The sequence below is a fragment of the Agromyces archimandritae genome (assembly GCF_018024495.1).
In the GTDB taxonomy this organism is placed as follows: Bacteria; Actinomycetota; Actinomycetes; order Actinomycetales; family Microbacteriaceae; genus Agromyces; species Agromyces archimandritae.
The window spans coordinates 1,288,133-1,313,830 of record NZ_CP071696.1 but is presented as its reverse complement, the minus strand read 5'-3'; the positions used below and the strand labels follow the sequence as shown (position 1 = coordinate 1,313,830).

At 72.2% G+C, this 25,698-nt stretch carries 24 protein-coding genes; 19 read left to right on the top strand and 5 right to left on the bottom strand.

The window, feature by feature from the left end:
• Nucleotides 1-82: 82 nt before the first annotated feature.
• Nucleotides 83-577, bottom strand: coding sequence for a GNAT family N-acetyltransferase (locus G127AT_RS05965; RefSeq protein WP_210901029.1), 495 nt, complete (start codon nucleotides 575-577; stop codon nucleotides 83-85).
• 279 nt (nucleotides 578-856) lie between these two features.
• On the opposite strand from G127AT_RS05965, the gene G127AT_RS05960 reads away from it, so the two are divergent.
• The gene (locus tag G127AT_RS05960; RefSeq protein WP_210901027.1) at nucleotides 857-3,142 is read left to right on the top strand and encodes a DEAD/DEAH box helicase; all 2,286 of its coding nucleotides are present in this window, start codon (nucleotides 857-859) and stop codon (nucleotides 3,140-3,142) included.
• A 229-nt stretch (nucleotides 3,143-3,371) separates the two neighbouring features.
• Here the strand turns inward: G127AT_RS05960 and G127AT_RS05955 are convergent, their stop codons facing one another.
• Nucleotides 3,372-3,653 (bottom strand): hypothetical protein, encoded by a 282-nt coding sequence (locus tag G127AT_RS05955; RefSeq protein ID WP_210901025.1) that lies wholly within the window; start codon nucleotides 3,651-3,653, stop codon nucleotides 3,372-3,374.
• A gap of 199 nt (nucleotides 3,654-3,852) precedes the next feature.
• Here G127AT_RS05955 and G127AT_RS05950 point away from each other — a divergent pair, with 199 nt between their 5' ends.
• Genes G127AT_RS05950 through paaZ form a run of 4 tightly spaced genes read left to right on the top strand, consistent with a single transcriptional unit; the run spans nucleotide 3,853 to nucleotide 8,927 of the window.
• Complete coding sequence (locus G127AT_RS05950; protein WP_210901023.1) at nucleotides 3,853-5,064, top strand: acetyl-CoA C-acyltransferase; 1,212 nt, start codon at nucleotides 3,853-3,855, stop codon at nucleotides 5,062-5,064.
• A complete protein-coding gene (locus G127AT_RS05945) occupies nucleotides 5,064-5,942 on the top strand; it encodes an enoyl-CoA hydratase/isomerase family protein (protein ID WP_210901021.1) in 879 nt (292 codons plus the stop codon). Before G127AT_RS05950 ends, G127AT_RS05945 begins: the two co-directional genes overlap by 1 nt.
• Nucleotides 5,939-6,802 carry a 3-hydroxyacyl-CoA dehydrogenase family protein gene (locus G127AT_RS05940; protein WP_210901020.1) on the top strand — a complete coding sequence of 288 codons (864 nt, stop codon included), beginning with the start codon at nucleotides 5,939-5,941 and terminating at the stop codon, nucleotides 6,800-6,802. Before G127AT_RS05945 ends, G127AT_RS05940 begins: the two co-directional genes overlap by 4 nt.
• A 49-nt stretch (nucleotides 6,803-6,851) precedes the next feature.
• The gene (paaZ, locus tag G127AT_RS05935; RefSeq protein WP_210901018.1) at nucleotides 6,852-8,927 is read left to right on the top strand and encodes a phenylacetic acid degradation bifunctional protein PaaZ; all 2,076 of its coding nucleotides are present in this window, start codon (nucleotides 6,852-6,854) and stop codon (nucleotides 8,925-8,927) included.
• A 61-nt stretch (nucleotides 8,928-8,988) separates the two neighbouring features.
• On the opposite strand, the gene G127AT_RS05930 is transcribed toward paaZ, so the two are convergent.
• Nucleotides 8,989-10,257: an ATP-binding protein gene (locus tag G127AT_RS05930; protein ID WP_210901016.1), complete on the bottom strand. Its 1,269-nt coding sequence runs from the start codon at nucleotides 10,255-10,257 to the stop codon at nucleotides 8,989-8,991.
• A gap of 469 nt (nucleotides 10,258-10,726) precedes the next feature.
• Here G127AT_RS05930 and G127AT_RS05925 point away from each other — a divergent pair, with 469 nt between their 5' ends.
• Nucleotides 10,727-11,863 (top strand): acyltransferase family protein, encoded by a 1,137-nt coding sequence (locus G127AT_RS05925; RefSeq protein ID WP_210901014.1) that lies wholly within the window; start codon nucleotides 10,727-10,729, stop codon nucleotides 11,861-11,863.
• 3 nt (nucleotides 11,864-11,866) lie between these two features.
• Here G127AT_RS05925 and mftR read toward each other — a convergent pair whose 3' ends face one another.
• Complete coding sequence (mftR, locus tag G127AT_RS05920; protein ID WP_244857765.1) at nucleotides 11,867-12,529, bottom strand: mycofactocin system transcriptional regulator; 663 nt, start codon at nucleotides 12,527-12,529, stop codon at nucleotides 11,867-11,869.
• A 93-nt stretch (nucleotides 12,530-12,622) separates the two neighbouring features.
• Here mftR and mftA point away from each other — a divergent pair, with 93 nt between their 5' ends.
• From mftA to mftF, 13 genes are all read left to right on the top strand, one after another.
• Nucleotides 12,623-12,733 (top strand): mycofactocin precursor MftA, encoded by a 111-nt coding sequence (gene mftA / locus G127AT_RS05915; protein ID WP_210901012.1) that lies wholly within the window; start codon nucleotides 12,623-12,625, stop codon nucleotides 12,731-12,733.
• Nucleotides 12,734-12,740: 7 nt separating this feature from the next.
• The gene (gene mftB, locus G127AT_RS05910; RefSeq protein WP_210901010.1) at nucleotides 12,741-13,016 is read left to right on the top strand and encodes a mycofactocin biosynthesis chaperone MftB; all 276 of its coding nucleotides are present in this window, start codon (nucleotides 12,741-12,743) and stop codon (nucleotides 13,014-13,016) included.
• Nucleotides 13,013-14,386 carry a mycofactocin radical SAM maturase gene (gene mftC / locus G127AT_RS05905; protein WP_244857764.1) on the top strand — a complete coding sequence of 458 codons (1,374 nt, stop codon included), beginning with the start codon at nucleotides 13,013-13,015 and terminating at the stop codon, nucleotides 14,384-14,386. The genes mftB and mftC overlap by 4 nt, the downstream gene beginning before the upstream one ends.
• A 107-nt stretch (nucleotides 14,387-14,493) precedes the next feature.
• Complete coding sequence (locus G127AT_RS05900; RefSeq protein ID WP_210901008.1) at nucleotides 14,494-15,327, top strand: mycofactocin-coupled SDR family oxidoreductase; 834 nt, start codon at nucleotides 14,494-14,496, stop codon at nucleotides 15,325-15,327.
• Between the two features lie 18 nt (nucleotides 15,328-15,345).
• Nucleotides 15,346-16,155: a mycofactocin-coupled SDR family oxidoreductase gene (locus G127AT_RS05895; protein WP_210901006.1), complete on the top strand. Its 810-nt coding sequence runs from the start codon at nucleotides 15,346-15,348 to the stop codon at nucleotides 16,153-16,155.
• A gap of 69 nt (nucleotides 16,156-16,224) precedes the next feature.
• On the top strand, nucleotides 16,225-17,049 hold the full coding sequence (locus G127AT_RS05890) for a mycofactocin-coupled SDR family oxidoreductase (protein WP_210901004.1): 825 nt from the start codon (nucleotides 16,225-16,227) through the stop codon (nucleotides 17,047-17,049).
• Nucleotides 17,050-17,088: 39 nt separating this feature from the next.
• Nucleotides 17,089-17,931, top strand: coding sequence for a mycofactocin-coupled SDR family oxidoreductase (locus G127AT_RS05885; protein ID WP_244857763.1), 843 nt, complete (start codon nucleotides 17,089-17,091; stop codon nucleotides 17,929-17,931).
• Nucleotides 17,928-18,932, top strand: a complete 1,005-nt coding sequence (locus G127AT_RS05880; RefSeq protein WP_210901000.1) for an AAA family ATPase — start codon at nucleotides 17,928-17,930, stop codon at nucleotides 18,930-18,932. The genes G127AT_RS05885 and G127AT_RS05880 overlap by 4 nt, the downstream gene beginning before the upstream one ends.
• A 96-nt stretch (nucleotides 18,933-19,028) precedes the next feature.
• Nucleotides 19,029-19,907, top strand: a complete 879-nt coding sequence (locus tag G127AT_RS05875; protein WP_210900998.1) for a vWA domain-containing protein — start codon at nucleotides 19,029-19,031, stop codon at nucleotides 19,905-19,907.
• A gap of 187 nt (nucleotides 19,908-20,094) precedes the next feature.
• On the top strand, nucleotides 20,095-20,907 hold the full coding sequence (locus G127AT_RS05870) for a mycofactocin-coupled SDR family oxidoreductase (RefSeq protein ID WP_210900996.1): 813 nt from the start codon (nucleotides 20,095-20,097) through the stop codon (nucleotides 20,905-20,907).
• 28 nt (nucleotides 20,908-20,935) lie between these two features.
• Nucleotides 20,936-22,177 (top strand): pre-mycofactocin synthase MftD, encoded by a 1,242-nt coding sequence (mftD, locus tag G127AT_RS05865; protein ID WP_210900994.1) that lies wholly within the window; start codon nucleotides 20,936-20,938, stop codon nucleotides 22,175-22,177.
• Between the two features lie 12 nt (nucleotides 22,178-22,189).
• Complete coding sequence (gene mftE / locus G127AT_RS05860) at nucleotides 22,190-23,026, top strand: mycofactocin biosynthesis peptidyl-dipeptidase MftE (protein WP_210900992.1); 837 nt, start codon at nucleotides 22,190-22,192, stop codon at nucleotides 23,024-23,026.
• Nucleotides 23,023-24,558, top strand: a complete 1,536-nt coding sequence (gene mftF, locus G127AT_RS05855; RefSeq protein ID WP_210900990.1) for a mycofactocin biosynthesis glycosyltransferase MftF — start codon at nucleotides 23,023-23,025, stop codon at nucleotides 24,556-24,558. The genes mftE and mftF overlap by 4 nt, the downstream gene beginning before the upstream one ends.
• 402 nt (nucleotides 24,559-24,960) lie before the next feature.
• Here the strand turns inward: mftF and G127AT_RS05850 are convergent, their stop codons facing one another.
• On the bottom strand, nucleotides 24,961-25,689 hold the full coding sequence (locus tag G127AT_RS05850) for a TetR/AcrR family transcriptional regulator (RefSeq protein WP_210900988.1): 729 nt from the start codon (nucleotides 25,687-25,689) through the stop codon (nucleotides 24,961-24,963).
• Between the last annotated feature and the right edge of the window lie 9 nt (nucleotides 25,690-25,698).

The following is a 25,698-nucleotide window of genomic DNA, read 5'->3' as shown; positions in this document are numbered from 1 at the left end:
GCGGGGTCCGGATGCGCGGGTGTGCGCGAGCGGGGTGCGGTTGAGCGGGGCGCCCCCGCCCGCGGCGCGCCCGCGCCTGCGCTCAGCGCTCCGGGGAGACCGCTTTCGCGAAGCAGACGGAGTGGGCCTCGCCCACGTATTGGCCGAACTGCGGGATGGGGCGATAGCCCGCGCGCTCGTAGAGGGCCTGCGCGGCGGTGTGCAGGTCGCCCGTTTCGAGGACGATCTCGTGGATGCCGTGCGCCGCGGCATCCGCTTCGAGGTGCTCGAGCAGGCCGCGGGCGACGCCGAGGCGGCGGGCGGAGGGCTCGACGTACATGCGCTTGAGCTCGGCGCGGGCCGGCCGGGCGGCGTCCGCGACGAGGGCCGCGGTGCCGATCGCCTCGCCCGCGGCATCCCGAGCCACGTAGAAGCGAACCCCGGGCGCCTCGAGTTCGGAGACGTCGAGCAGGAAGTTCGACTCCGGCGGGTACAGGCTCTGCGCGAAGGCGGCGCCGGCCCCGAGCATCGCCTCGACCGCCGGCTGCCGGGGCGGTTCGAGGGAGACGGTGAAGGCGGGCGTCGCGGTGGTGCTCATGCCGGCACCGTATGCGACACCTGTTACGGCGGTGTTGCGCGCGGCTCGGGGGCGCCTCACAGCATCCACCGGTATCGTGGGCGGGTCGGTTCTGGACACCGCGCGATGCGCGGATGGGTTTGTGAGTCCCGAGGGCCGGTTCCGTCGCAGTTCGAGCGGCGGATAGTCACACGTATGTGATCGGCCCCGGCCTGAGACAGCCCGGGTTCTCGGAGTGCACCGCCACGGAGCGGGTGCGCCGTGCTGCATGTACACGAGTTCAACCCAGGAAACACCACGATGCCCAAGAACAAGAAGCCCGCCGGCGGCCGCCCCGCCCGCGATTTCGACCCCGCCCGCGGCAAGCGCTCCGGCGGCGCCAAGGCCGGCTCGCGCAGCCCCGGCCACCGCGGCTACCGCCCCGACGAGGCCCCGAAGAAGGCCCGCTGGACTCGCGACGAGCGACTGGATGCCGGCCGCTCGCCCCACCGTGCAGACCGCGAAGGCCGCGGCGAGCGGATGCCGGAAGGTCGCCGCACCGGCGGCTCCGCCCGTCCCTCGTACGATCGCGCCGACCGCCCCTCCGGCGGGCGCGACGCCCGCGATGGGCAGCGCGACGGCCGCCGCTTCGACCGCGACGAGCGGCGCCCGTACGACCGCGGCGACCGCCCGGACCGCTCGCGCGGCGACCGTTCCTTCGACGGTGCCCGCGACGGCGGCCGGCGTTCCTTCGACGACCGCCCGCGCCGTTCCTCCGATCGGGACGACCGCGCACGTTCGTACGACCGCGGTGACCGCCCGAACCGGTTCGACCGGGACGACCGCCCGGGCCGCTTCGACCGCGACGACCGCCGCCGCTCGTACGACCGCGACGACCGCCCGCGCTCGTACGACCGCGACGACCGCCCGCGGCGTTCCTTCGACCGCGACGACCGTGCGCCCCGCACCCGCGACGAGCGCCCGCGCTCCTACGACCGGGGCGACCGCCCGCAGCGTTCCTTCGACCGCACCGACCGGACCGACCGCCCGGCCCGCTCCTTCGACCGCGACCGCGCCGATCGCCCGCAGCGCGGTTTCGACCGCGACGATCGCCGTCGCTCCTTCGATCGGCCGGGCTTCCGCGACTCCGAGCGTCGCCCCTCCTCCTACTACCCGGCGAAGGGCGAGCAGCGCTCGTTCGGTCCGGAGGACGACGTGGTGCTCGAGCGCCTCGAGGCGCAGGCCGTGCAGGCCGACGCGACCGAGGGCACGAGCTTCGCCGATCTCGGTCTCGGCCAGAACATCGTCCGCACCCTCGCCGAGCTCGGCGCCGAGTCCCCGTTCCCGATCCAGGCGGCGACGATCCCCGTCGTCCTCGAGGGTCGCGATGTGCTCGGCCGCGGCCGCACCGGGTCCGGAAAGACGATCGCCTTCGGCGCCCCGACCGTCGAACGGCTGATGCAGGACTGGGCCGCCCGGCAGCGCGACGCCGGCGGAGAGCGCGACGCGGCATCCACTGCGGGGCTCGGCAAGAACGCCCGCAAGCGCCGCGAGATGGGCCGGGCGCCGCGCGCGCTGATCCTGGCGCCCACGCGCGAGCTCGCCCTGCAGATCGACCGCACCGTGCAGCCGATCGCGCAGAGCGTCGGCCTGTTCACGACGCAGATCTACGGCGGTGTGCCGCAGGGCCGCCAGGTCGGTGCCCTGCAGCGCGGCGTCGACATCGTCATCGGCACGCCCGGCCGCATCGAGGACCTCGTCGAACAGGGCCGCCTCGACCTCTCGCAGGTGCGGATCACCGTGCTCGACGAGGCCGATCACATGTGCGACCTGGGCTTCCTCGAGCCCGTGCAGCGGATCATCCGCCGCACCGCCGACGGCGGCCAGAAGCTGCTGTTCTCGGCGACGCTCGACACGGGCGTCGCGGCGCTCGTCGACGAGTTCCTCGTCGACCCGGCCGTCTACGAGGTCGCCGGCGAAGACCAGGCCTCGTCGACGATCGAGCACCACGTGCTCGTCATCGACAACCGCGAGAAGCGCGACATCGTCGCCGCCCTCGCCGACCGCGACGGCAAGACCCTCGTGTTCTCGCGCACGCGCGCGTTCGCCGAGGATCTCACCGATCACCTCGAAGACGCCGGCATCGCCGCGGTCGCCCTGCACGGCGACCTGAACCAGTCGCGCCGCACGCGCAACCTGCAGCAGCTCACGAGCGGCCGCGTGGATGTGCTGGTCGCCACCGATGTCGCCGCCCGCGGCATCCACGTCGACGACATCGACCTCGTCATCCAGGCCGACGCGCCCGACGAGTACAAGACGTATCTGCACCGGGCCGGCCGCACGGGCCGCGCCGGCAAGGCGGGCCGCGTCGTCACGCTGATCCCGCGGAACCGGCAGCGCCGCATGGCCGAGCTCCTCGGCCGCGCCGAGATCGACGTCGACTTCGAGGACGTGTACCTCGGCGACCCGCTGCTCGCGGAACTCGCCGAGGCGCCGCTCGCGCCGTCGCCCGAGCCCGAGACTGCGCCCGAGGTGGATGCGGCTGACGCGCCCGATCCCGAGGACGCTGCTCCGTCCGCGGTGGATGCCGAGCCGCGTTCCGCATAACCGGCGCCGCGCGTCCCGCGCGCTCCATCTCTTCCGGGGGTCGTTATTCCCGGGTCTCGATACGGCGCTGCGCGCCTCCTCGACCGACGAGCACATCCGCCGGTCGAGTAGCGAGCGTCAGCGAGCGTATCGAGACCCGGGGACGACCCCCGGAACCGTTTCCGGGTGCCGCTGCCGGGTGCCGCTGCCGGCGCCGGTGCGCCGCGGCATCCACTCGCGGAAGGCGCGATCAGGCGGGCAGGCCGCGCTGGGCGCTCCAGCGACGCGCGGCCTCGTGCGCGGCGTCGTCGATGAGGCGGTCGATCTCGGGGGAGCGGCGCACGGCGAACGACACGTAGGCTCCGCGCCCGCCGGCGACGGGGCGCCCGTAGGCCTTCGCGGCGAGCGTTCCGTCGGGCAGGAGCCGCACGGTGATCGACTGCAGTTCGAACTCCTCGTCGCGGCGCGTGTCGCGCCAGCGCAACTCCTCGGGAATCGCGACGTTGAGCGCGAGCGCGGCGACCTCTGCCATGCCCTCAGTGTACGGCCCGCCCCGCCCGCCCGCCGCCGAGTGGCGCGCGGCGCGCCCGTGGGGCATACTTACTTCCTGAACGATCGGTCACTTATTCGCGGGTGCGCACGGCGCCGGCGACGACCCGGCCGGCGACCCGCGGCATCCACTGCGGGCAACGGCCCGAACACCCCCACCGACAGCGCAGTCAGGAGCAGCATTGGCGTCAGAGTCCCCCCGAACCGAGGCCTATCTCGTCGGCGGCGTGCGCACGCCCGTCGGCCGCTACGGCGGTGCTCTCGCCGGCATCCGCCCCGACGATCTCGCCTCGCTCGTCGTCGGCGAGGCCCTCACCCGCGCCGGCATGCCGGCCGAGGCGTACGGCGAGATCGACGAGATCATCCTCGGCGCCGCGAACCAGGCGGGGGAGGACAACCGCAACGTCGCCCGCATGTCGGTGCTGCTGGCCGGGCTTCCCGACAGCGTTCCGGGCATCACGGTCAACCGCTTGTGCGCCTCCGGGATGTCGGCGATCACGATGGCGGGGCAGGCGATCCGCGCCGGCGACGCCGACCTCATCGTGGCCGGCGGCGTCGAGTCGATGACGCGAGCGCCCTGGGTGCAGGCGAAGCCGGATCGCGCGTGGGCGAAACCGGGCGAGGCGTACGACACGTCCATCGGCTGGCGTTTCCCGAACCCGAAGCTGCTCGCCCGTGACAAGGCGACGTTCTCGATGCCCGAGACGGCCGAGGAGGTCGCCCGCGTCGACGGCATCACCCGTGCGGAGGCGGATGCCTTCGCGCTCCGCAGTCAGCAGCGCGCCGCCGCCGCGATCGATGCGGGCCGGTTCGAGGCCGAGATCGTGGCGGTGCCGACGAAGGCCGGCGATGTCGCGGTCGACGAGGGGCCGCGGCGCGACACGAGCCTCGAGGCCCTCGCGCGGCTCCGCCCGGTCGTGCCCGGCGGCGAGGTCGTCACGGCGGGCAATGCGAGTTCGCTGAACGACGGCTCCTCGGCGATCCTCGTCGCGAGCGCCGCCGCCGTCGAACGCTACGGGCTCACCCCGCGCGCCCGGATCGTCGTCGGCGCGAGCGCGGGCATCGCGCCCGAGATCATGGGCCTCGGCCCGGTTCCGGCGACCGAGAAGGCGCTGGGGCGTTCGGGGCTGACGGTCGGCGATCTCGGTTCGATCGAACTGAACGAGGCGTTCGCGACGCAGTCGATCGCGAGCATGCGGCGCCTCGGCCTCGACCCGGATCGGGTCAACGCCGACGGCGGGGCGATCGCGCTCGGGCATCCGCTCGGCTCGTCGGGCTCGCGCCTCGTCGTGACCCTGCTCGGCCGCATGGAACGCGAAGCCTCCCGCTACGGCCTGGCGACGATGTGCGTCGGCGTCGGGCAGGGCCAGGCCCTGATCGTGGAGCGCGTCTGATGCCCGCGGTGGATGCCGGAAGCGCCGCAGCCGGGGCGGCACGCGAGCCGGAGGCGACCGCACCCCTCCTCATCGAGCGCCGCGCCGACCGGGTGGTCGCGACCCTGAACCGCCCCGAAAAGCGCAATGCGATCGATCGGGCGACGATCGACGCCCTGCATGCGCTGTGCGCGGAGCTCGAGGACGAGCCCCGCATCCTGATCCTCGCCGGCGCGGGCGGCGTGTTCGCCTCGGGCGCCGATATCGCGCAGTTGCGGGAGCGCCGCGCGGCCGACGCCCTCGAGGGCATCAACGCGAACGCGTTCGTCCGCATCGCGGAACTGCCGATGCCGGTGATCGCCGCGCTCGACGGCTACGCCCTGGGCGGCGGCGCCGAGCTCGCGTATGCGGCCGACATCCGCATCGGTACGCCCGAGCTGAAGATCGGCAACCCCGAGACGGGGCTCGGCATCCTCGCTGCGGCGGGTGCGAGCTGGCGGTTGAAGGAGATCGTGGGCGATGCCCGGGCGATCGAGCTGCTGCTGACGGGCCGCACGGTGCGGGCCGAGGAGGCGCTGGCGATCGGCCTCGTGTCCTCCCTGCACGAGGCCGACGGGCTGCTGGATGCGGCGCACGCGATCGCCGACCGCATCGCCGGCAACGACCCGGCGGCGACGGCCGCGACGAAGCGGGCGTTCCGCGCCCCGCGCGAGGCGCATCCGGCGATCGACGGCGAGGAGCAGGCGGTGCTCTTCGAGAGCCCCGAGAAGATGCGCCGCATGACCGAGTTCCTCGAGCGCCGTGCGAGCGCCCGCGCCGCCAAGGCCGGCGCCGGCACCGACCCCGCCGACACCCCCGCCGACGGCGCGCAGACCAGCGACAGAAAGCAGACCCCATGAGCACCCCCGAAGCCCCCGCGAGCGTCGGCGTCCTCGGCGGCGGCCGTATGGGCGCCGGCATCGCGCACGCGTTCCTCCTCGCCGGCTCCCGGGTGACCGTCGTCGAGCGCGATGAGGACGCGGCGGAGGCGGCATCCACCCGCATCCGCACCTCGCTCGAGCAGTCGATCTCGCGCGGCACGACCGAGCAATCCTTCGAGGATCTCGCCGGCCGGTACGCGTCGGCGACGAACGTGTCGGCCTTCGCCGGCTGCGGGCTCGTCGTCGAGGCCGTCCCCGAGGTCGTGGAGCTGAAGCTCGAGGCGCTCACGAGCGTCGAGTCCGTGCTGGATGCCGGGGCGGCGCTCGCGACGAACACCTCCTCGATCTCGATCGGCGAGCTCGCCGCGGCCCTCGAGCGGCCGGCGCGGTTCCTCGGGATGCACTTCTTCAACCCGGTGCCGGCTTCCACGCTCGTCGAGCTCGTGCAGGGCCCGGCGAGCGATCCGGCCCTCCTCGCGGAGGCGCGCGACTGGGTGCGGGCGATCGGCAAGACCCCGATCACCGTCGCCGACGCCCCCGGGTTCGCGTCGAGCCGCCTCGGCGTCGCTCTCGGCCTCGAGGCGATCCGCATGCTGGAGGACGGCGTCGCCAGCGCCGAGGACATCGATGCGGCGATGACGCTCGGCTACAAGCATCCGGTGGGCCCGTTGCGCCTGACCGACCTCGTCGGCCTCGATGTGCGGCTCGGCATCGCCGAGTACCTCGCGTCGAGCCTCGGCGACCGTTTCGAACCCCCGGCGCTGCTTCGGCGGATGGTCGCCGAGGGCGCCGTGGGCCGCAAGGCCGGCCGCGGCTTCTACGACTGGACCGAGTCGTGAGCGCGTGGATCGCGCCCCGGCATCCGCACCCGACCCCTGAGGAGACCCGATGACCGCGAACACGCCCGAGGTGCTGCCGAGCTACGTGCAGGGCGGGTGGTGGATGCCGGATGAGGCCGCCGCGGCCGGCGCCGCCGTCATCCGCGACGCCGCGACCGGCGAGCCCGTCGCGCGCGTCACGAGCGAGGGCCTCGACCTCTCCGGGGCGCTCGAGTACGCCCGCACGGCGGGGCAGGCGAGCCTCGGCGAGCTGACCTTCCACCAGCGCGCGGTGCTGCTGAAGCGGATGGCCCTCGCCCTCACCGAGCGCAAGGGCGAGCTGTACGAGCTGTCGGCGAAGGCCGGCGCGACGAAGCAGGATTCGTGGGTCGACATCGACGGCGGCATCGGCGTGCTCTTCGCGTACTCGTCGAAGGGCCGCCGCGAGATGCCGAACGGGCAGGTCTACGTCGACGGCGCCCCCGAGATCCTCTCGAAGGACGGCTCGTTCCTCGGCCGCCACATCTTCACGCGTCTGCCGGGCGTTGCGGTGCAGATCAACGCCTTCAACTTCCCGGTGTGGGGGTCGCTGGAGAAGTTCGCCCCCGCGTTCCTGGCGGGCATGCCGACGCTCGTGAAGCCGGCGACGCCGACCGGCTACCTCGCCGTGCACATGGTGCGGATCCTCGCCGAGTCGGGGCTGCTGCCGGAGGGCTCGCTGCAGCTCGTGTCGGGCAGCGTGCCGGGCCTGTTCGAGGCGCTGCGCCTCGGCGACATGGTCGGCTTCACCGGTTCGGCGTCGACGGCCGAGAAGCTGCGCGCGCACGAGTCCGTGCAGACGGGCGGGGTCCGCTTCACCGCCGAGACCGACTCGATCAACGCGAGCGTGCTCGGCCCGGACGCGTCGGCCGGCACCCCCGAGTTCGACGCGTACGTCAAGCAGCTCGTCGCCGAGATGACGTCGAAGGCGGGGCAGAAGTGCACCGCGATCCGCCGGGCGATCGTGCCGGCGGCATCCGTCGACGCGGTGGTGGATGCCGTGACCGCACGCCTCGCGGAGCGCGTCGTCATCGGCGACCCCCGCGCCGAGGGCGTCACGATGGGCCCGCTGGCCTCGCTCGCGCAGCGCGACGAGGTGCTGCGGCAGCTCGGGCGGCTGGTGGATGCCGGGGGCACCGTCCTCACCGGCGGCGCCGCCCCCGCCGAGGTGCGCCTCGCCGACGGTTCGACGGGGGAGGCCGGCGACGGCGCGTTCGTCGAACCCACCCTGCTGCGCTTCGCGGATGCATCGGCCGATGCCGTGCACGAGATCGAGGCGTTCGGCCCGGTGTCGGCGGTGCTCGGCTACGACACCATCGAGGAGGCGGCTGCGCTCGTCGCCCGCGGCGGCGGTTCGCTCGTGACGAGCATCGCCACCCACGACCCGGCGACGGCCGCGCGTCTGACGGTCGCGATCGGCGCCTACAACGGCCGCGTGCTCGTCCTGGACCGCGACGACGCCCGCACCTCGACGGGGCACGGCTCCCCGATGCCGCAGCTCGTCCACGGCGGCCCGGGCCGGGCCGGCGGCGGCGAGGAGCTCGGCGGCGTGCGCGCCGTGCTGCACCACATGCAGCGCACCGCGGTGCAGGGCACCCCTGAGATGCTGACGGCGATCACCGGCGTCTGGCACCAGGGCGCGACCGCCCGGCCCGAGGGCACGCATCCGTTCCGCAAGCCCCTCACCGAGCTCCGCATCGGCGACCAGGTCGTCTCGGGCTCGCGCACGGTCACGCTCGACGACATTGAGACGTTCGCGGCGTTCACGGGCGACACGTTCTACGCCCACATGGACGAGGAGGCCGCGGCGGCGAACCCGTTCTTCCCGGGGCGCGTGGCGCACGGCTACCTGCTCGTGTCGTGGGCGGCCGGTCTCTTCGTGGAGCCGGCGCCGGGCCCCGTGCTCGCCAACTCGGGCCTGGAGAACCTGCGTTTCGTGACGCCCGTGTCGCCCGGCGACGCGATCCGCGTCGAGCTCACCGCGAAGCAGATCACCCCGCGCGAGACCGACGAGTACGGCGAGGTGCGCTGGGATGCGGTGCTGAAGAACCAGCGCGACGAGCTCGTGGCGAGCTACGACGTGCTGACCCTCGTCGCCAAGCAGTAGCCCTCGGGTGCGGATGCCGGTGCGCGCCGGCATCCGCGCCGCGGCCTCCCCGCGTCCGTGCTCACGGGCCGAGCAGCGCGAGCGGCACGACGACGACCCCGTCTCGGCGGCGGTAGGCGAATTCGCCCGTCGTGACGACGACGCGTTCGACGACCCGATCACCGAGCGATTCCTTGAGCCAATTCAAGTGACGGACGTCGTGATCGCCGACCGTGCCGGCGAGCTTCACCTCGATGGCGACGACCTTGAACCCGTCTCCTTCGACGATGAGGTCGATCTCGCGGTCGGAGTTGTATGTGCGCAGGTGTCCGAGGTTCGCGTGTGCCGCCGTCGCGTACACGCGCACCGACTGCGTCACCAAGGACTCGAACAGGGCACCGAGCCAGGTGCCGCCGATGTTGGACGGTCGGTCGCCTTCGCCTTGCAGGAGGCCGGCTCTGCCGACGCCGACCAATCGTGCAGCGAGCGCTGGGTCGACGAGATGGTGTTTCGGGGCCTTCGTGAGTCGTCGTAGCGGCGCGAATGTCGGACTCCAGGCTTGAACCGGATCGACGATGAAGAGTCGGTGCAGTTGCTCGCGGTAACCGTCGAGCGTCTGGCGGGTCGGTTTCTCTGCGAGGCCTGCGGTCGCGGCGTTCAGCAGCAGGCTGTAGGAAGCGTCGGTCGAGGTGGCGGCAGCGTAGGCGGCGAGCCATGAGCGCAGCGCCAGCGGCCTGCGAACTTCGACCCCGTTCTCCGGGAGTTCGTGGGTGACGAGCCGTTCGATGTATCCGTCGAGTTGTGCGCGTCTGGCTTGTTCGGGCAGGTTTCGGATGCCCGGAAGGCCGGACCTCAGGATCTCGTCCGTGTAGTCGGCGAGCCGGACGTCCGTGCGCCCGCCGATGTCGGCCCCGCCGTCGAGGAGCTCTCGGAGGGACACGGTCGGGCGTTCGATATCGCGTTCGGCGACCGACAGAGGGTGCATGCGGAGGCTGACGATGCGGCCGGCTCCGGAGTGGATACGGGTCCCCGGTGCCACCCCGGCCGATCCCGTCAGGAGGAAGCGGCCGCCTGCCGCATCGTCGTCGACGGATCTGCGCACACTGTCCCACACCGGTGGAAGCAGCTGCCATTCATCGATGAGAACCGGAGCCGGCATGCGATTGATCGCATCGGGATCGGCGCCGAGTGTTTCGAGCTGACGTTCTCGGTCGAGGGCGAGGATGGTTGCTGCTCGCTGCTTCGCCGTTGCAGTCTTGCCGACCCCCTTCGCGCCTTCGAGTGCGATCGCCGCGAGGTGCGGGAACAGCTCGTCGAGGGTGTCGTCCACGATGCGGCGGCGATAGACCATGTTCGGCAACCTTACATGTCAACGAGATTGAAACGAACAACTCAACGGCAACCTATCATGCATCTCAACGCCTCGCAGTCGAACAAGTGAACACGGGAGCCGAGCGCGAACAAGATTTGCCGGGTGCGGATGCCGGTGCACTCCGGCATCCGCCGGTCGAGTAGCGACGAAGGAGCGTATCGAGACCCGCTCACCAGGTCTCGATACGGCCGCGAGCGGCCTACTCGACCGACGGGGGTCGCCGGTCGAGTAGCGACGAAGGAGCGTATCGAGACCCGCTCACCAGGTCTCGATACGGCCGCGAGCGGCCTACTCGACCGACGGGGGTCGCCGGTCGAGTAGCGACGAAGGAGCGTATCGAGACCTCCTGTCGAACGCCCAGGCGACGCGATCCGAATCCTCGGATGCGCCCTCCCTGGGGTAATGTGCCCTTTCGTGCCCCGGTCAGGGCTTGCGAGGAGGTGGCGCGATGGGCAAGACGGTGGAGTCGTCGCGCCTCGCCTCCCTCGACGGGCTGCGCGGGCTCGCCGCGGTCGTCGTGCTCGTCCACCACACGCTCCTGCTCGTGCCCGGCCTCGCCGCGCCGTACTTCGGCCAGCCGACCCCGCCCGGGCTCGCGAGCATCCTCGTGCACACGCCGCTGCACCTCGCCTGGGCCGGCACCGAGGCGGTGTTCCTGTTCTTCGTGCTCTCGGGGCTCGTGCTCGCCCGCTCGGCGGGCTCGGCGGGCTTCTCGTGGGCGGGCTACTTCCCGTCGCGGATCGTGCGCCTCTACCTCCCGGTCGCCGCCGGGGTGCTGTTCGCGCTCGCCGTCATCCTGCTGCTGCCCCGCACCGGCCCGACCGAGAGCGCCTGGCTCGCCTCACGGCCCGACGGATACACGCCGGGTGGCATCGTGAAGGACCTCATCCTCATCGGCGGCTCCTCCGACACCGTCAGCCCGTTGTGGTCCCTGCAGTGGGAGGTCCTGTTCTCCCTGCTGCTGCCGGTGTACCTCTACGCGTCGCGGCGGATGCCGGTGGCCCTGCAGTTCGCGATCTGCATCGCCGCCTCGGTCGCCGGCAACATCGTCGGCAACACCTCCCTGAAGTACCTGCCGATGTTCGGGCTCGGGGTGGCGCTCGCCGCCGTGTGGGACCGGATCCCGGCCCTCGTCGCCCGCATCCCGCACCGCATCGCGCCGCTCGTGTGGACCCTGTTCACCCTCGCCTGCCTCGTCGTGGCCGGCTCGTGGTGGTACCTGGTGCCGGTGCTCGGCCTCGGGCGTGCTTCGGCGGTCACGCTCGGCCCCGTACTGCTGGCGATCGTGGGGCTCGTGATCGCGGCAGTGCACGCACCCGGAATCCGCACCCTGCTGTCGAGCCGGCTGTTCCGCCGGCTCGGCGCGATCTCGTTCAGCCTGTACCTCGTGCACGAGCCGCTCGTCATCGCGGTCGGCCATATGCTGCCGCACCCCGAGTTCGCCCTGCTGCTGACGGTGCCGGTATCGCTCGCGGTCGCGTGGGCGTTCCAGCGCCTCATCGAGCTGCCCGCGCACCGGCTGGCCCGCCGGGTGCGCCGCGACGCCGCCCGCCGCGAGCAGCCGGCCCCGGCCGAGGTGCGCTGAGCCTCAGCCGCCGGCGCGGAAGGTCTCGGCGAGCAGGCCGAAGGCCTCGTCGATGAGCGCGATGAGTTCGGCGTCGTCGTCGGCGAGCCAGCGCTCGTAGGCCGAGAGGGTGACGCCGAGGCAGGCCCAGGCGACGGTCTGCGGGGTGAGGTCGGGGGGATCCAGCCCCAGCCGGTCGGCGACGAATTCGGCGACGACCCGTCGCCAGTCGGCGTAGCGCACGGCGGAGTGGGCGACGAGGCTCGGCGAGTTCAGCAGCAACTGCATCCGCTGCTTGTGGAACGGGGTCTCGGCCTCGGGAAAGGTGTTGAAGTGCTGGGTGCCGAGCCGCAGCGCGTCGAGCATCGGCATGTCGGGCGGCACCTCGGCGAAGTAGTCGCGCATCCGTTCGAGGAGCATGCCGAAATCGCCCCACGGCAGGTCGTTCTTCGACGGGAAGTAGCGGAAGAAGGTGCGCCGGCCGATGCCGGCCTCCTGCGCGATCTCGTCGACGGTGACCTCGTCGAATCCGCGCTCGATGAAGAGCCGGAGGCCGACGTGGCTGAGCTCTGCGGAGGTGGTCGCGGGGGCACGGCCGACGCGCGGGCGGTCCGCGGTGGATGCCGTCTGCTCCGCCGTTCCGGGTGCCGCCGCCTCCGGCATCCGCTCGCCGCCATGATCGGTCACGAAGACCCCTTCCATTCGGCACTGGGTGCCATTAGTATCGTCCCCAATCGGACCGGATCGCCAATGGCGGTGAACCCAGATGAGGAGCATCTCATGTCGTACAACGAAGTGAACGTCCCGCAGCGTACCGACGACCAGGCGGTGATCGAGGCAGACTCGCTCGTCGAGGAAGTCTCCATCGACGGCATGTGCGGCGTCTACTGAGACGCCGATGCCGAGCCTCGACCCCGAGGCGGCCTGGCAGTTGCACCCGCAGGTCTCGGTTCGCCCCGAGCCCTTCGGGGCGCTGCTGTACCACTTCGGAACCCGAAAGCTGTCGTTCCTGAAAGACCGCGTGCTGCTCGACATCGTCGAGGGGCTGTCGGAAGCCGCGACCGCACGCGAAGCGTGCGACCGCGCCGGCGTCGCCGCGGAACACCGGGCGACCTACCTGCGCGCCCTCGGCACCCTCGCCGAGTCGCACATGATCCAGGAGCGTGCCGCATGACCCTCGTCGAACCGTCCACCCGCCCCGCAGCCCCGCCCGCGCCGACCCGCCTCGTCGACCACTTCGAGCACGGACTCGACGCCCCCATCTGCCTCACCTGGGAGCTCACCTACGCGTGCAACCTGAGCTGCGCGCACTGCCTGTCGTCCTCGGGGCGCCGCGACCCGCGCGAGCTCAGCACCGAGGAGTGCAAGGCGCTCATCGACGAGTTCGAGCGGATGCAGATCTTCTACGTGAACATCGGCGGCGGCGAGCCGACCGTCAGGCCCGACTTCTTCGAGCTCATCGACTACGCCACCGCCCACCATGTGGGTGTGAAGTTCTCGACGAACGGGGTGAAGATCACCCCCGAGGTCGCCGCCCGGCTCGCCGAGAACGACTACCTCGACATCCAGATCTCCCTCGACGGCGCCACGCCCGAGGTCAACGATTACGTGCGCGGCCCCGGCTCCTACGACACCGCGATCCGGGCGATGCAGAACCTGAAGGATGCGGACTTCGGCGAGTTCAAGCTCTCCGTCGTCTGCACGAGCCAGAACATCGGCCAGCTCGACGACTTCAAGGCCATCGCCGACGAGTACGGCGCGCAGCTGCGGCTCACGCGCCTGCGCCCGAGCGGCCGCGGTGCCGACGTGTGGGATGAACTGCACCCCACCCAGGCGCAGCAGAAGGAGCTCTACGACTGGCTCGTCGCCCACGGCGACAACGTGCTCACGGGCGACTCGTTCTTCCACCTCTCCGCCTACGGCGAGACGCTTCCCGGCCTGAACCTGTGCGGCGCCGGCCGCGTCGTCTGCCTCGTCGACCCCATCGGCGACGTGTATGCGTGCCCCTTCGCGATCCACGACGAGTTCCTCGCCGGCAGCGTGCGCGACGAGAGCGGCTTCAAGGGCGTCTGGCAGGAGTCGGAGCTGTTCCGGAAGCTGCGGGAGCCGCAGTCCGGCGGCGCGTGCACCTCGTGCCAGTTCTTCGACACCTGCAAGGGCGGGTGCATGGCCGCGAAGTTCTTCACCGGCCTGCCCCTCGACGGCCCCGACCCCGAGTGCGTGCAGGGCTACGGCGAACAGCTGCTCGCCGAGCGCGACGCCGAGGCGCTGCCGAAGTCCTCCGTCGACCACTCGCACCGCACCGCGCCGTACTCGAAGTCCGGCAAGGTGTCGCTGACCCTCACCCGTAAGCCCGGCGCGAAGATGCTGCCGGGGCTCTCGGCACGCGATGCGTACGCGCAGCAGACGACGAAGACGAAGCAGGGCGTCGACATGCGCGCGGCCCTCGACATCAAGCCGAACCTCCTGAATCGCACGGGCGGGATGCCGATGAACGACCTCGGCGACGACCCGCTCGCAGACTTCCGGCCGAAGCCGGACTGAACACCCGATGCCGCCGCGTGCGGCATCCGCTCGACGGCGACGGGCGCGAGCCGCCCGCCGCTCCTGCGGTGTACCCCGCGGGTATCCGAAGAGAAGGAGAGGACGCAATGGGGCGTCTGGAAGGCAAGGTCGCGCTCGTCTCGGGCGCGGCGCGCGGTCAGGGGCGTTCGCACGCCCTGCGGCTCGCGGAGGAGGGCGCGGACATCATCGCGTTCGACATCTGCGAGGCGATCCCCGAGAACAGCTATCCGCCGGCGACCGAGGCGGACCTCGCCGAGACCGTCCGGCTCGTCGAAGCGCTCGACCGCCGGATCGTGGCCGAGAAGGCGGATGTGCGCGACGCCGCGCAGGTCACGGCGCTCGTGGATCGCGGGGTCGCCGAGCTCGGCCGGCTCGACGTCGTGTCGGCCAACGCGGGCATCGGCGGCGCGTTCAACCGTTCCGAAGACATCCCCGACGACGAGTTCATGAACATGGTGAACATCAACCTCACGGGCGTGTGGCGTACGGCCAAGGCCGCCATCCCGCACCTGAAGGCGGGCGGCAACGGCGGCGCGGTGATCCTCACGAGCTCCGACGCGGGCCTGTTTCCGTACGAGAACATCTCGCACTACGTCTCGGCGAAGCACGGTGTGATCGGCCTCATGCGCACGCTCGCCCTCGAGCTCGCACCCGACATGATCCGCGTGAACGCGATCTGCCCGACGACGGTGAACACGCCGATGGTGAACAACGAGGGCACGTTCAAACTGTTCCGGCCCGATGTCGAGAACCCGACGGTCGATGACTTCAAGCAGGCGGCGACGACGATGAACGCCCTGCCCATCCCGTGGGTCGAGGCCGTCGACATCTCGAACGCGCTCGTGTTCCTCGCCTCCGACGAGGCGCGGTACATCACGGGCGTGGCCCTGCCGGTGGATGCCGGCGCCGCGATCAAGTAGCCGGACGAAGGACTGGACATGGGCAGAGTCGAAGGCAAGGTCGCCTTCATCACGGGCGCCGCGCGCGGGCAGGGTCGCAGCCATGCGATCCGTCTCGCCGAAGAGGGCGCCGACATCATCGCCGTGGATCTCTGCGACGAGATCCCGAACGTCACCTATCCCTCCGCGACGGAGGCGGACCTCGCCGAGACGGTCCGCCAGGTCGAGGCGCTCGATCGCCGCATCGTCGCCCGCAAGGCCGACGTGCGCGACCGGATCGCGCTGCAGGCGGCGCTCGAGGAGGGGCTGGCCGAACTCGGCGGGCTCGACATCGTCGTCGCGAACGCGGGCATCATGATCATGGCCGAGTGGCAGGACACCACGCAGGAGATGTGGGATCAGACGATCGGCACGAACCTCACGGGCGTGTGGAACACGATCATGGTCTCGGCCCCGCACCTCGTCGAGCGCGGCGGAGGGTCGATGATCCTCACGAGCTCGGCGGCCGGTATCAAGGGGCTGCCGTTCCTGCACCCGTACGTCGCCGCCAAACACGGCGTCGTCGGGCTCATGCGGGCGTTCGCGACCGAGCTCGCCGAGCACAGCATCCGCGTGAACACCATCCACCCGACGGGCGTGAACACGCCCATGGGCGTGGAGGGCGGCGACGGCTACATGGGCTTCCTCGAACGCCACCCGCGGGTGGGCGCCATGATGACGAACCTGCTGCCCGTCGAGATCTCGGAACCGCGCGACCAGTCGAACGCGGTGCTGTTCCTCGCCTCGGACGAGTCGCGCTACGTGACGAGCCTCGAGATGACCGTCGACGCGGGCAACACGCAGTACTGAACCGCGGCGCGGGTGGATGCCGGGAGCCCCGGCATCCACCCCGCCGATCGAAACGCAAAGGAGCGGAACATGACCGGACGGGTCGCAGGCAAGGTCGCCTTCATCACGGGTGCGGCGCGCGGGCAGGGGCGGGCGCACGCGCTGCGCCTCGCCGAAGAGGGTGCCGACATCATCGCGATCGACATCGAGGAGCAGGTCGAAGGGGTGCCGTATGCGACGGCGACGGCCGCGGATCTGCAGGAGACGGTGCGGCAGGTCGAGGCGCTGGATCGCCGGATCATCGCCGAGACCGCGGACGTGCGCGATCTCGCGCGCCTCGAGGAGGTCGTCGCCAAGGGCGTCGCCGAGCTCGGCCGCCTCGACATCGTCGCCGGCAACGCGGGCATCGACATCGTCGGCCCGTGGCAGACGATGACCCCCGAGATCGTGCGCACGACCATCGACATCAACCTGATCGGCGTCTGGAACTCGGTGATGGCGTCGCTGCCGCACATCCTCGCCGGCGGCCGCGGCGGGTCCATCGTCCTCACGAGCTCGGCGAACGGACTGAAGGCCGGCCCCTTCAACATGGCCTACAACATGGCCAAGTACGGCGTGACCGGCATGGCGAAGTCGTTCGCGATGGAGCTCGCAAAAGACAACATCCGGGTCAACAGCGTGCACCCGGGCGGCGTCGACACGCCCATGGCGCAGGGGATCCTGAACGTTCCCGACAGCGGGTTCACCCAGGGCCAGAAGGAGAACCCGAACCTGTTCGGGATGCTGAGCCAGTGGATCCCCGGTTCGATGCCCCCGCGGGAGATCTCCAACGCCGTGCTCTTCCTCGCATCCGACGAGTCGACGTGGGTCACCGGGCATGCGCTCGCCGTCGACGGCGGCATGACGCAGTACTGAACCGATCGAGCACACGAGATGAAAGACGAGGGAGCAATCATGACCGGACGAGTCGCAGGGAAAGTCGCATTCATCACGGGCGCTGCCCGGGGGCAGGGGCGCAGCCACGCGCTCCGTCTGGCGCAGGAGGGAGCCGACATCATCGCGGTGGATGTCGCCGAATCGTTGCCCGGCATGGAGCGGTACTACCCCGGAGCGAGCGAGGAAGACCTCGCGGAGACCATACGGCAGGTCGAGGCGCTCGACCGCCGTATCGTCGCGCGCAAGGCCGATGTGCGCGACTTCGAGCAGCTGAAGGCGGCGCTCGACGAGGGCGTCGCCGAGCTCGGGCACGTCGATATCGTGTCGGCGAACGCAGGCGTCTTCACGTTCGGCGTCGAGTCGCAGGAGGTCACGGATGAAGAATGGGATCTCACGAACGACATCAACGCGAAGGGGGTTTGGCATACGGCGAAGGCCGCGATCCCGCATCTGATCGCTCAGGGCACGGGAGGGTCGATGATCCTCACGAGTTCGACCGCCGGGATCAAGGGCACGCCGAACGTCGCCGCCTATACGGCGTCGAAGCATGCGGTCGTCGGCATCATGCGCACCCTCGCCCTCGAGTTGGCGCCGCACCGGGTGCGGGTGAACACCGTGCACCCGACGGGGGTGGCGACGAACATGATCCTCAACGAAGCGACCTTCCGCCTGTTCATGCCCGACGCCGAGCACCCGACGAAGGAGGATGCCGCTCCGATCTTCGAGTCGACGAACGCATTGCCGACGCCGTGGGTCGAACCGGTCGACATCTCGAACGCGGTGCTGTTCCTCGCTTCCGATGAGGCTCGCTACGTGACCGGCACCGAGCTCAAGGTCGACGCGGGGTACACGGTCAAGTGACGAACGAGCAGACCGCCGAACGGGCGGCGGGTGCGGATGCCGGGGCTCCCGGTTCCGCGCCCGCGGCCCCCGCGGCCGGCGCCGCGCAGGCCGCCGCCCCCGGGATCGTCGAGCAGCACGAGCGCATCGCCCGCCACCTCGTGGGGCGCGAGCGGGAGCTCGAGCTGACCCTCGCGGCCGTCGCGGCGGGCCGCGACATCGTGCTCGAGGGCCCGCCCGGCACGAGCAAGACGACGATGCTGACGGCGATCACGGCGGAGTGGGGGATCCCGCTGCTGTTCGTCGAGGGCAACGCGGATCTCACGCCGGCCAAGCTCGTCGGCCACCACAACCCGGCGCGGGTGCTCGCCGAGGACTACAACGCCGACAACTTCGTCGCCGGCCCCCTCGTCGAGGCGATGCAGCAGGGCGGGTTCCTTTACATCGAGGAGTTCAACCGGGCCCCCGAAGACACGCTGAACACGCTGCTGACGGCGATGGCCGACCGTTCGATCGCGATTCCGCGGGTGGGGCGGATCCGTGCCGTTCCGACGTTCCGGGTGATCGCGTCGATGAACCCGTACGACAACATCGGCACGACCCGGCTGTCGACGAGCGTGCACGACCGGCTGAACCGGCTCGCCGTCGGCTACCAGGACGAGGCGGCCGAGGCGGCGATCGTCGAGCTCCGCACGGGGGCGGCGGGGCCGCTCGGGGCGAAGCTCGTCGCCGATGGGGTCGCCGTCACGCGGGCGACGCGGCGGCATCCGGATGTGCGGCAGGGTTCGAGCGTACGCGGTGCGATCGATCTGGTGCTGGTCGCGAGCGAGCTCGCGGGGCTCCGCGGCATCCGCTCCTCGGACGAGGAGGCGTATCCGCCGCTCGTGCTCGACGCGATGATCGTCGCCCTCTCGGGGCGCATCCACCTGGACGAGGCCGCCGAGACGAGCCCCGAGCAGGTGCTGCGCGAGATCTGGGAGGACCGCTTCGTGCTGGAGCCGCATCAGGCCGCTCCGGGATGAAGAGCCGTCGAGGCCGATAGCCCGATCCGCCGCCGCTCCGAGACGGCGCGGCGGCCGCTGGGTCGGAAGCCGAAGCAGCTCGACGAGGCGCCGACGGTGTTCAGCGCCTCCTCGGGGGCGGGCGGCCTGGTGCTCCGTGCCGAGCGCGGGCCGGGCCGGCCGGGCGGGCCGAAGCGGCCGGGGGCCGAGGCGCCGGGGTTCACCGACGACGCCGGCGAGCTCGTCGTGCCCGACGAGGAGGCTTCGGGTGTGGATGCCGAGGCGCGCGCCCGGGCCCGCCGCATCGCCGCCCGGCTCGCCGTGCCGCGCCCCAAGCGCGATGCGACCGCCCGGCGGGGCGCCGGCGAACTCGGCAGCCTGCCCTACCGCGGCGGGTCGGACGAGATCGACCTCGATCGCACGATCGAGGTGCTCGCCGAACGGCCGGTGCCCGAGGATGAGGACATCGTCGTGCGCGACCGCATCCGCACCCGGCGTTCGGTGGTGCTCGCCGTCGACGTGTCGGGGTCGATGCGCGGCGAACGGGTGAAGACGGCCGGAGCGGTCGTCGGCGCCCTCGCCGGCGAGCTCGAACGCGACGACCTCGGTGTCATCGCGTTCTGGTCGGATGCGGCGGTGCTGCTCGGCCTCGGCGAGCGCATCGAGCCGATGACGTTGCTCGACCGGGTGCTCAGGATGCCGGCGAAGGGGCTCACGAACGTCGCGTTCCCCCTGGAGCTGGCCGCGCGGCAGCTCGCGCGGGTGCCGGCACGGGATGCGCGGGTGCTGCTCCTGTCGGACTGCGTGCACAATGCGGGGCCGGATCCGAGGCCGCTCGCGGCTCGCCTGCCTCGGCTGGACGTGCTGCTGGATGCCAGCGGCGAGCAGGATGCGGAGCTCGGGCGCGAACTCGCCGCGGCCGGGCGGGGGATGTTCCGCCGGGTGCGCGGGTATCGTGACGTGGCACCGGCGCTGAGCGCGATCTTCGGCGGCTGAGGCGGCAGCCGAGGCGGCGGCCGAGCGGCGGCGGGCGGCGCGCCCGGGCATCCACTGCGGAAAGACGAAGGCGCCCCGGGCATCCACCCGACCCCTGTTATTTGGCACCCGGTGCCATTATGATTGACGGTACCCGAGAGCGCGAGCGAACCGCTCGCCGCCTGCAACGAAGCAGAAAGAAGACACCATGGGAACACTCGACGGCCGAGTCGCCTTCATCACGGGCGCGGCCCGAGGCCAGGGCCGCGCGCACGCGGTCAAGCTCGCGAGCGAAGGCGCCGACATCATCGCCCTCGATATCGCCGGCCCCCTGCCGCTCGTGCCCTACGACTCGCCGACGATCGACGACCTGAACGAGACGCAGCGCCAGGTCGAAGCCCTGGATCGCCGCATCATCGCCCGCCAGGGCGACGTGCGCGACCTCGACGGCATGCGCGCGATCGTCGACGAGGGCATCGCCGAGTTCGGCGGCCTCGACATCGTCGTCGCCAACGCCGGTATCTGCATCCCCGCGACCTGGGACGCGACGACCCCCGAGATCTTCACGACGACCATGGACATCAACGTCACCGGCGTCTGGAACACGGTCATGGCCGGCGCCCCGTACCTCGTCGAACGCGGCGGCGGCTCGATCATCCTCACGAGCTCGTACGCGGGCAAGAAGGTGCAGCCGTTCATGGTGCACTACACCGCATCCAAGCACGCGATCACCGGCATGACCCGTGCCTTCGCCGCCGAGCTCGGCAAGCACAGCATCCGCGTGAACAGCGTCCACCCCGGCGCCGTCATGACGCCCATGGGCTCGGGCGGCATGCAAGCCGCCCTCGCCGAGGCCGGCGCGACGAACCCGCCGCTGAACCAGATGGGCACCCCGTTCCTGCCGAAGTGGGCGATGGACGCCGAGGACATCGCCGATGCCGTCGCCTTCCTCGCCTCCGACGCGGCGAAGTTCATCACCGCCGAGCACCTGAGCGTCGACGCCGGCATGCAGTACTTCTGAATCGGCGACACAGGAAGGAAGGCACACCATGCCCTGGAAGCAGAACCCCTGGTTCGAAACCGTGCTCGAGGCGCAGCGGCGCGCTGAGAAGCGCCTGCCGCCCTCGGTCTACGCGGCGCTCGTCGCCGGCAGCGAGCGCGGCCGCACCCCGCAGGACAACACCGACGCGTTCGCGGAGCTCGAGTTCGCCCCGCACGTCGCCGGCCACTCGCCCGAGCGCGACCTCGCGACGACCGTCCTCGGCATCCCGGTCTCGATGCCCGTGATCATCTCGCCCACGGGCGTGCAGGCCGTCCACCCCGACGGCGAGGTCGCGGTCGCCCGGGCCGCCGCGAACCGCGGCACGATCATGGGGCTCAGCTCCTTCGCCTCGAAGTCGGTCGAAGAGGTCGCCCAGGCCAATCCGAACACCTTCTACCAGATGTACTGGACGGGTTCGCGCGAGCAGATGATGCAGCGCATGGAGCGTGCCCACGCGGCCGGTGCGAAGGCTCTCATCGCGACGCTCGACTGGTCGTTCTCGATCGGCCGCGACTGGGGCAGCCCCGCCATCCCCGAGCGGCTGAACTTCAAGGCCATGGTCGACATGGCCCCCGAGGCGATCCGCCGGCCGAAGTGGCTGACGTCGTACCTGAAGTCGGGCACCCTGCCCGACCTCACCACGCCGAACCTGCAGGCCCCCGGCCAGGCGGCGCCGACGTTCTTCGGCGCGTACGGCGAATGGCAGCAGACGCCGCCGCCCACGTGGGAGGACGTCGAGTGGCTGCGCAAGGAGTGGGGCGGCCCGTTCCTGCTGAAGGGCGTCACGCGAGTCGACGACGCCAAGCGCGCGGTGGATGCCGGGGTGCACGCCATCTCGGTCTCCAACCACGGCGGCAACAACCTCGACACGACCCCGGCGACGATCCGCTGCCTGCCGGCCGTCGCCGACGCCGTCGGCGATCAGATCGAGGTGCTGCTCGACGGCGGTGTGCGCCGCGGCGGCGACGTCGCCAAGGCCCTCGCGCTCGGCGCCCGCGCCGTGATGATCGGCCGCGCCTACCTGTGGGGCCTCGCCGCGAACGGGCAGACGGGCGTCGAGAACGTCCTCGACCTGCTGCGGATGGGCCTCGACTCGGCGGTGCTCGGCCTCGGGCATTCCTCGATCGGCGAGCTCTCGCGGGACGACTTCTACATCCCCGAGGACTTCGAGCGCGTGCTCGGCGCGGGCTCCGTTGCCGCCCCCGTTGCTGCTCCGGCCGCGGATTCGGCGGCGGCCGCCGAGGTCTGACACGGTGGAGGCATGAAGCACGACGCCCCGACCGCCGGTGATCCTCCCTCCGGCGGCCGGGGCGTCGGCGTGCCCGGCGCGGGCGATTCCGACAGCGCCGGCGCGCCCGCTCCCGGCGCTCTGCCGCGGCAGGATGCGTCGGGGGAGCCGGCCCGCCTCGCCGATCGCCGCTGGGTCAACGCCGGCGGCGCGACGTTGCTGGTGCCCGTCGGCTCCTTCGAGCAGCACGGCCCGCACCTGCCCTTCGACACCGACACGGTGATCGCCGAGGCGCTGGCCGAGGCGCTGGCCGCGCGGCTTCGGGGTGCGGATGCCGTGACGGCACCCCCGATCGCCTTCGGCGCGAGCGGCGAGCACGCCGGCTTCGACGGCACGGTCTCGATCGGCACCGCCGTGCTCGAGGCGGTGCTCATCGAGATCGGCCGCTCGGTCGACTGGGCCGCCCGCCTCGTCTTCGTCAACGGTCACGGCGGCAACCTCGCGGCGCTCGCCGCCGCCGTGCCGCGCCTCCGCTTCGAGGGCCGCGCCGCCGTGTGGCTGCCCGCCGACCCGGGCCCGGCCGGCGCCGGCGACCTGCACGCCGGCCGCGACGAGACCTCCCTCATGCTGCACCTCGACCCCTCGCGAGTGGATGCCGCGCGCCTCGAACCGGGTGCGCCCGGCACCGCCCGCGAACTCCTGCCCGCCCTGCAGCGGGGCGGCGTGCGCGCGGTGTCGCCGAACGGGGTGCTCGGCGACCCCCGCGGGGCGAGCGCCGCGGAGGGCGCCGCGCTTTTCGCCGCGATGACGGAGGCGGCCCTCGGCCGCCTCGAACGCGACCGCCCCCGCGAGAACGGGTGCCTCGGATGAGCGGGGGAGCCGGCCCGGCCCGGCAGGCCGGGCCGCCGGCCGGCCTCGATCCGCACCCCGAGGCATCCGGCGCGGAGGCGCCCCGCAGCCCCGCGCCCGGCGCCGCCCCGACCGCCCGCCCGGGCCTGCCCGACGGTTTCGTCGTGCGTCTGAACCGCCACACCCGCCGCACCGAAAGCGGGCGGGTGCTGATCGGCGGCTGGCCGACCCGCGTCTCCCGGCTGAAGCCGCTCGCCGCGGCGCTGCTCCGAGGCCGCCGGCTCCGGGTGCGGGACGCCGCGAGCCGCGCCCTGGCCGAACACCTCCTCGAGGCCGGCATGGCCGATCCGGTCGCCGCCGAACTGCCGGCGGCCGATCTCGCCGCCCTCACGGTCATCGTCCCCGTCTACGAGCGGCCCGCCCAGCTCGCGCGCCTCCTCGGAAGCCTGACCGCCGAGATCCCCGGGGAGCGCGTCATCGTCGTCGACGACGCCTCCCCGGGCGCCGCGGCGATCGCCCGTGTCGTGCGGGCGGCCGGCGCCCGCCTCCTCCGGCAGCCCGAGAACCGCGGCCCGGCGGCCGCCCGCAATGCGGGGCTCGCCGCCGCATCCACCCCCTTCGTCGCCTTCGTCGACTCCGACGTCGTCATGGAGCCGGGCGCCCTCGAGACGATGCTCCGGCACTTCGCCGACCCGGCCGTCGCGATGGTCGCCCCGCGCGTGCTCGGCCTCGCCGCCGAGCGCCCGAACTGGATCACCCGCTACGAGAACGCCCGATCCTCGCTCGACCTCGGGCGCGAGTCGGCGGCCGTGCGCCCGCGCACCCCGCTCAGTTGGGTGTCGAGCACCTGCCTCGTCGTGCGGGTCGATCGGCTCGCGGCCGGCCCGGCCGGCTTCGATGAGGCGATGCGCGTCGGCGAGGACGTGGATCTCGTCTGGCGGCTCGTGGATGCCGGGCACCGGGTGCGCTTCGAGCCCGCCGCGGTCGTCCGCCACGAGCATCGCACGACGCTCCGCAGCTGGCTCGGCCGCAAGGCTTTCTACGGCAGCGGCGCCGCCGCGCTCGCCGCGCGCCACCCCGACGACATCGCCCCGGCGATCCTCACCCCGTGGAGCGCGGCGGTGCTCGTCGCCCTGCTCGCGCAGCGCCGCTGGTCGGTGCCCGTCGCCGCGGGTATCGCCGCCGTCACCACGTGGCGGATCGCGAAACGCCTGCCGCCGCTCGAACACCGCGTCGCCGTCGCGACGCGCCTGACGGTGACCGGATTCGTCGCCGCGATCGGGCAGGGCTTCGCGCTGCTGCTCAGGCACTGGTGGCCGCTCGCCGCGCTCGGCTGCCTCGTATCGCGGCGGATGCGGCGCGCCGTCGTGATCGCCGCCCTCGCCGACACGGCCTGGGAGCACTCCCGCACCCGCGCCGAGCTCGACCCCGTGCGCTTCGGCATCGCCCGCCGTCTCGACGACCTCGCCTACGGCGCCGGCGTCTGGTGGAGCGCGATCCGCGCCCGCTCTCCGCGCGCCCTGCTGCCCTCGATCACCTGGCGCCGCCGCTGACCCCCCGAACTCGGGATGCCGCGCGCCGTCGCGCATGTGGTGAGATCATCCCGCCCGGCCCCGACGCCCACCACGGAACCCACCGCCTCCGCCTGAGGCGCCTCTCCCTCCCTCCCTCCCCGCCGTGTGTGTGCGCCGGCACTCTCCTGCCCCTGCGCAATGCAGGAGTGCGCGCGTGTCGCGGGCGGTTCTGCCGCATGGGCGCGGCGACACGCCGTGCGCGTTCCTGCATTGCGCAGAAATCGCGGGGGTGCGGCGCGCGCGGGGGTGCAGCGCGGAATCGGGTGGTGGATGCCCGGCGGCGGGCGGCGGCGCAGGCGGCGGTGGATGCCGGGCGCAGTGGATCCCGGGGCTCAGCGCCGCGGAATCGGGCGGTGGATGGCGGTGCGGCGGATGCCGGGGTCAGCGCCGGGGGAGGAGCTCCTCGACGCGGTTCGAGGTCGGCATCCGCAGGCCCTCGAGCGCGATCGTCGCGACGTCGTCGGCGAGGGTCGCGGCGTCTTCGGGGCCGTTCGGCCGGTACCACTCGACGATCGAGTTGACCATGCCGAACAGCAGCCTCTCGGTGACACGGGGGCTGATGTCGCTGCGGAGCGAACCCTCGGACTGGGCTTCCTGCACGAGCTCGGTGACGGCGCGGTCGAAGGCGCGCCGGCGGGCGACGGCGTCGCGTTCGACGCGGGTGTTGCCGCGCACCCTGAGCAGCAGCGTCACCTCGGGCAGGCGTTCGACGAGCACGTGGACGGCGTGCCTGAGCACCCGCTCGAGGCGGTCGACGGCGCGCGCGGGCAGCGGCCCGGCCGCGCGGGCGCCGGCCGTGCCCCCGGGCGCCGCAGCGCCCACGGGCACGGCAGCCGGGCCGGCCGGGGCGGGTGCGCCCGCGGCATCCGGAGCCGGATCTTCGAGCACCCCCTCAAGGGCCGAGAGGGCCGCATCGAGCGCGGCGCCGAGGATCTCCTCCTTCGACGCGAAGTGGTGGTAGATCGCCGACTTCGACAGGCCCAGCCGGTCGGCGAGCATGCCCATCGAGGTCGCGTCGTACCCGTGCTCGTTGAACGCCGCCACGGCGATGGCCATGACGCGCTGTCGGTCGTAGCCGGGTCGGCCGCGACGGGGTGAGCTCATCGACATGCGATCCAG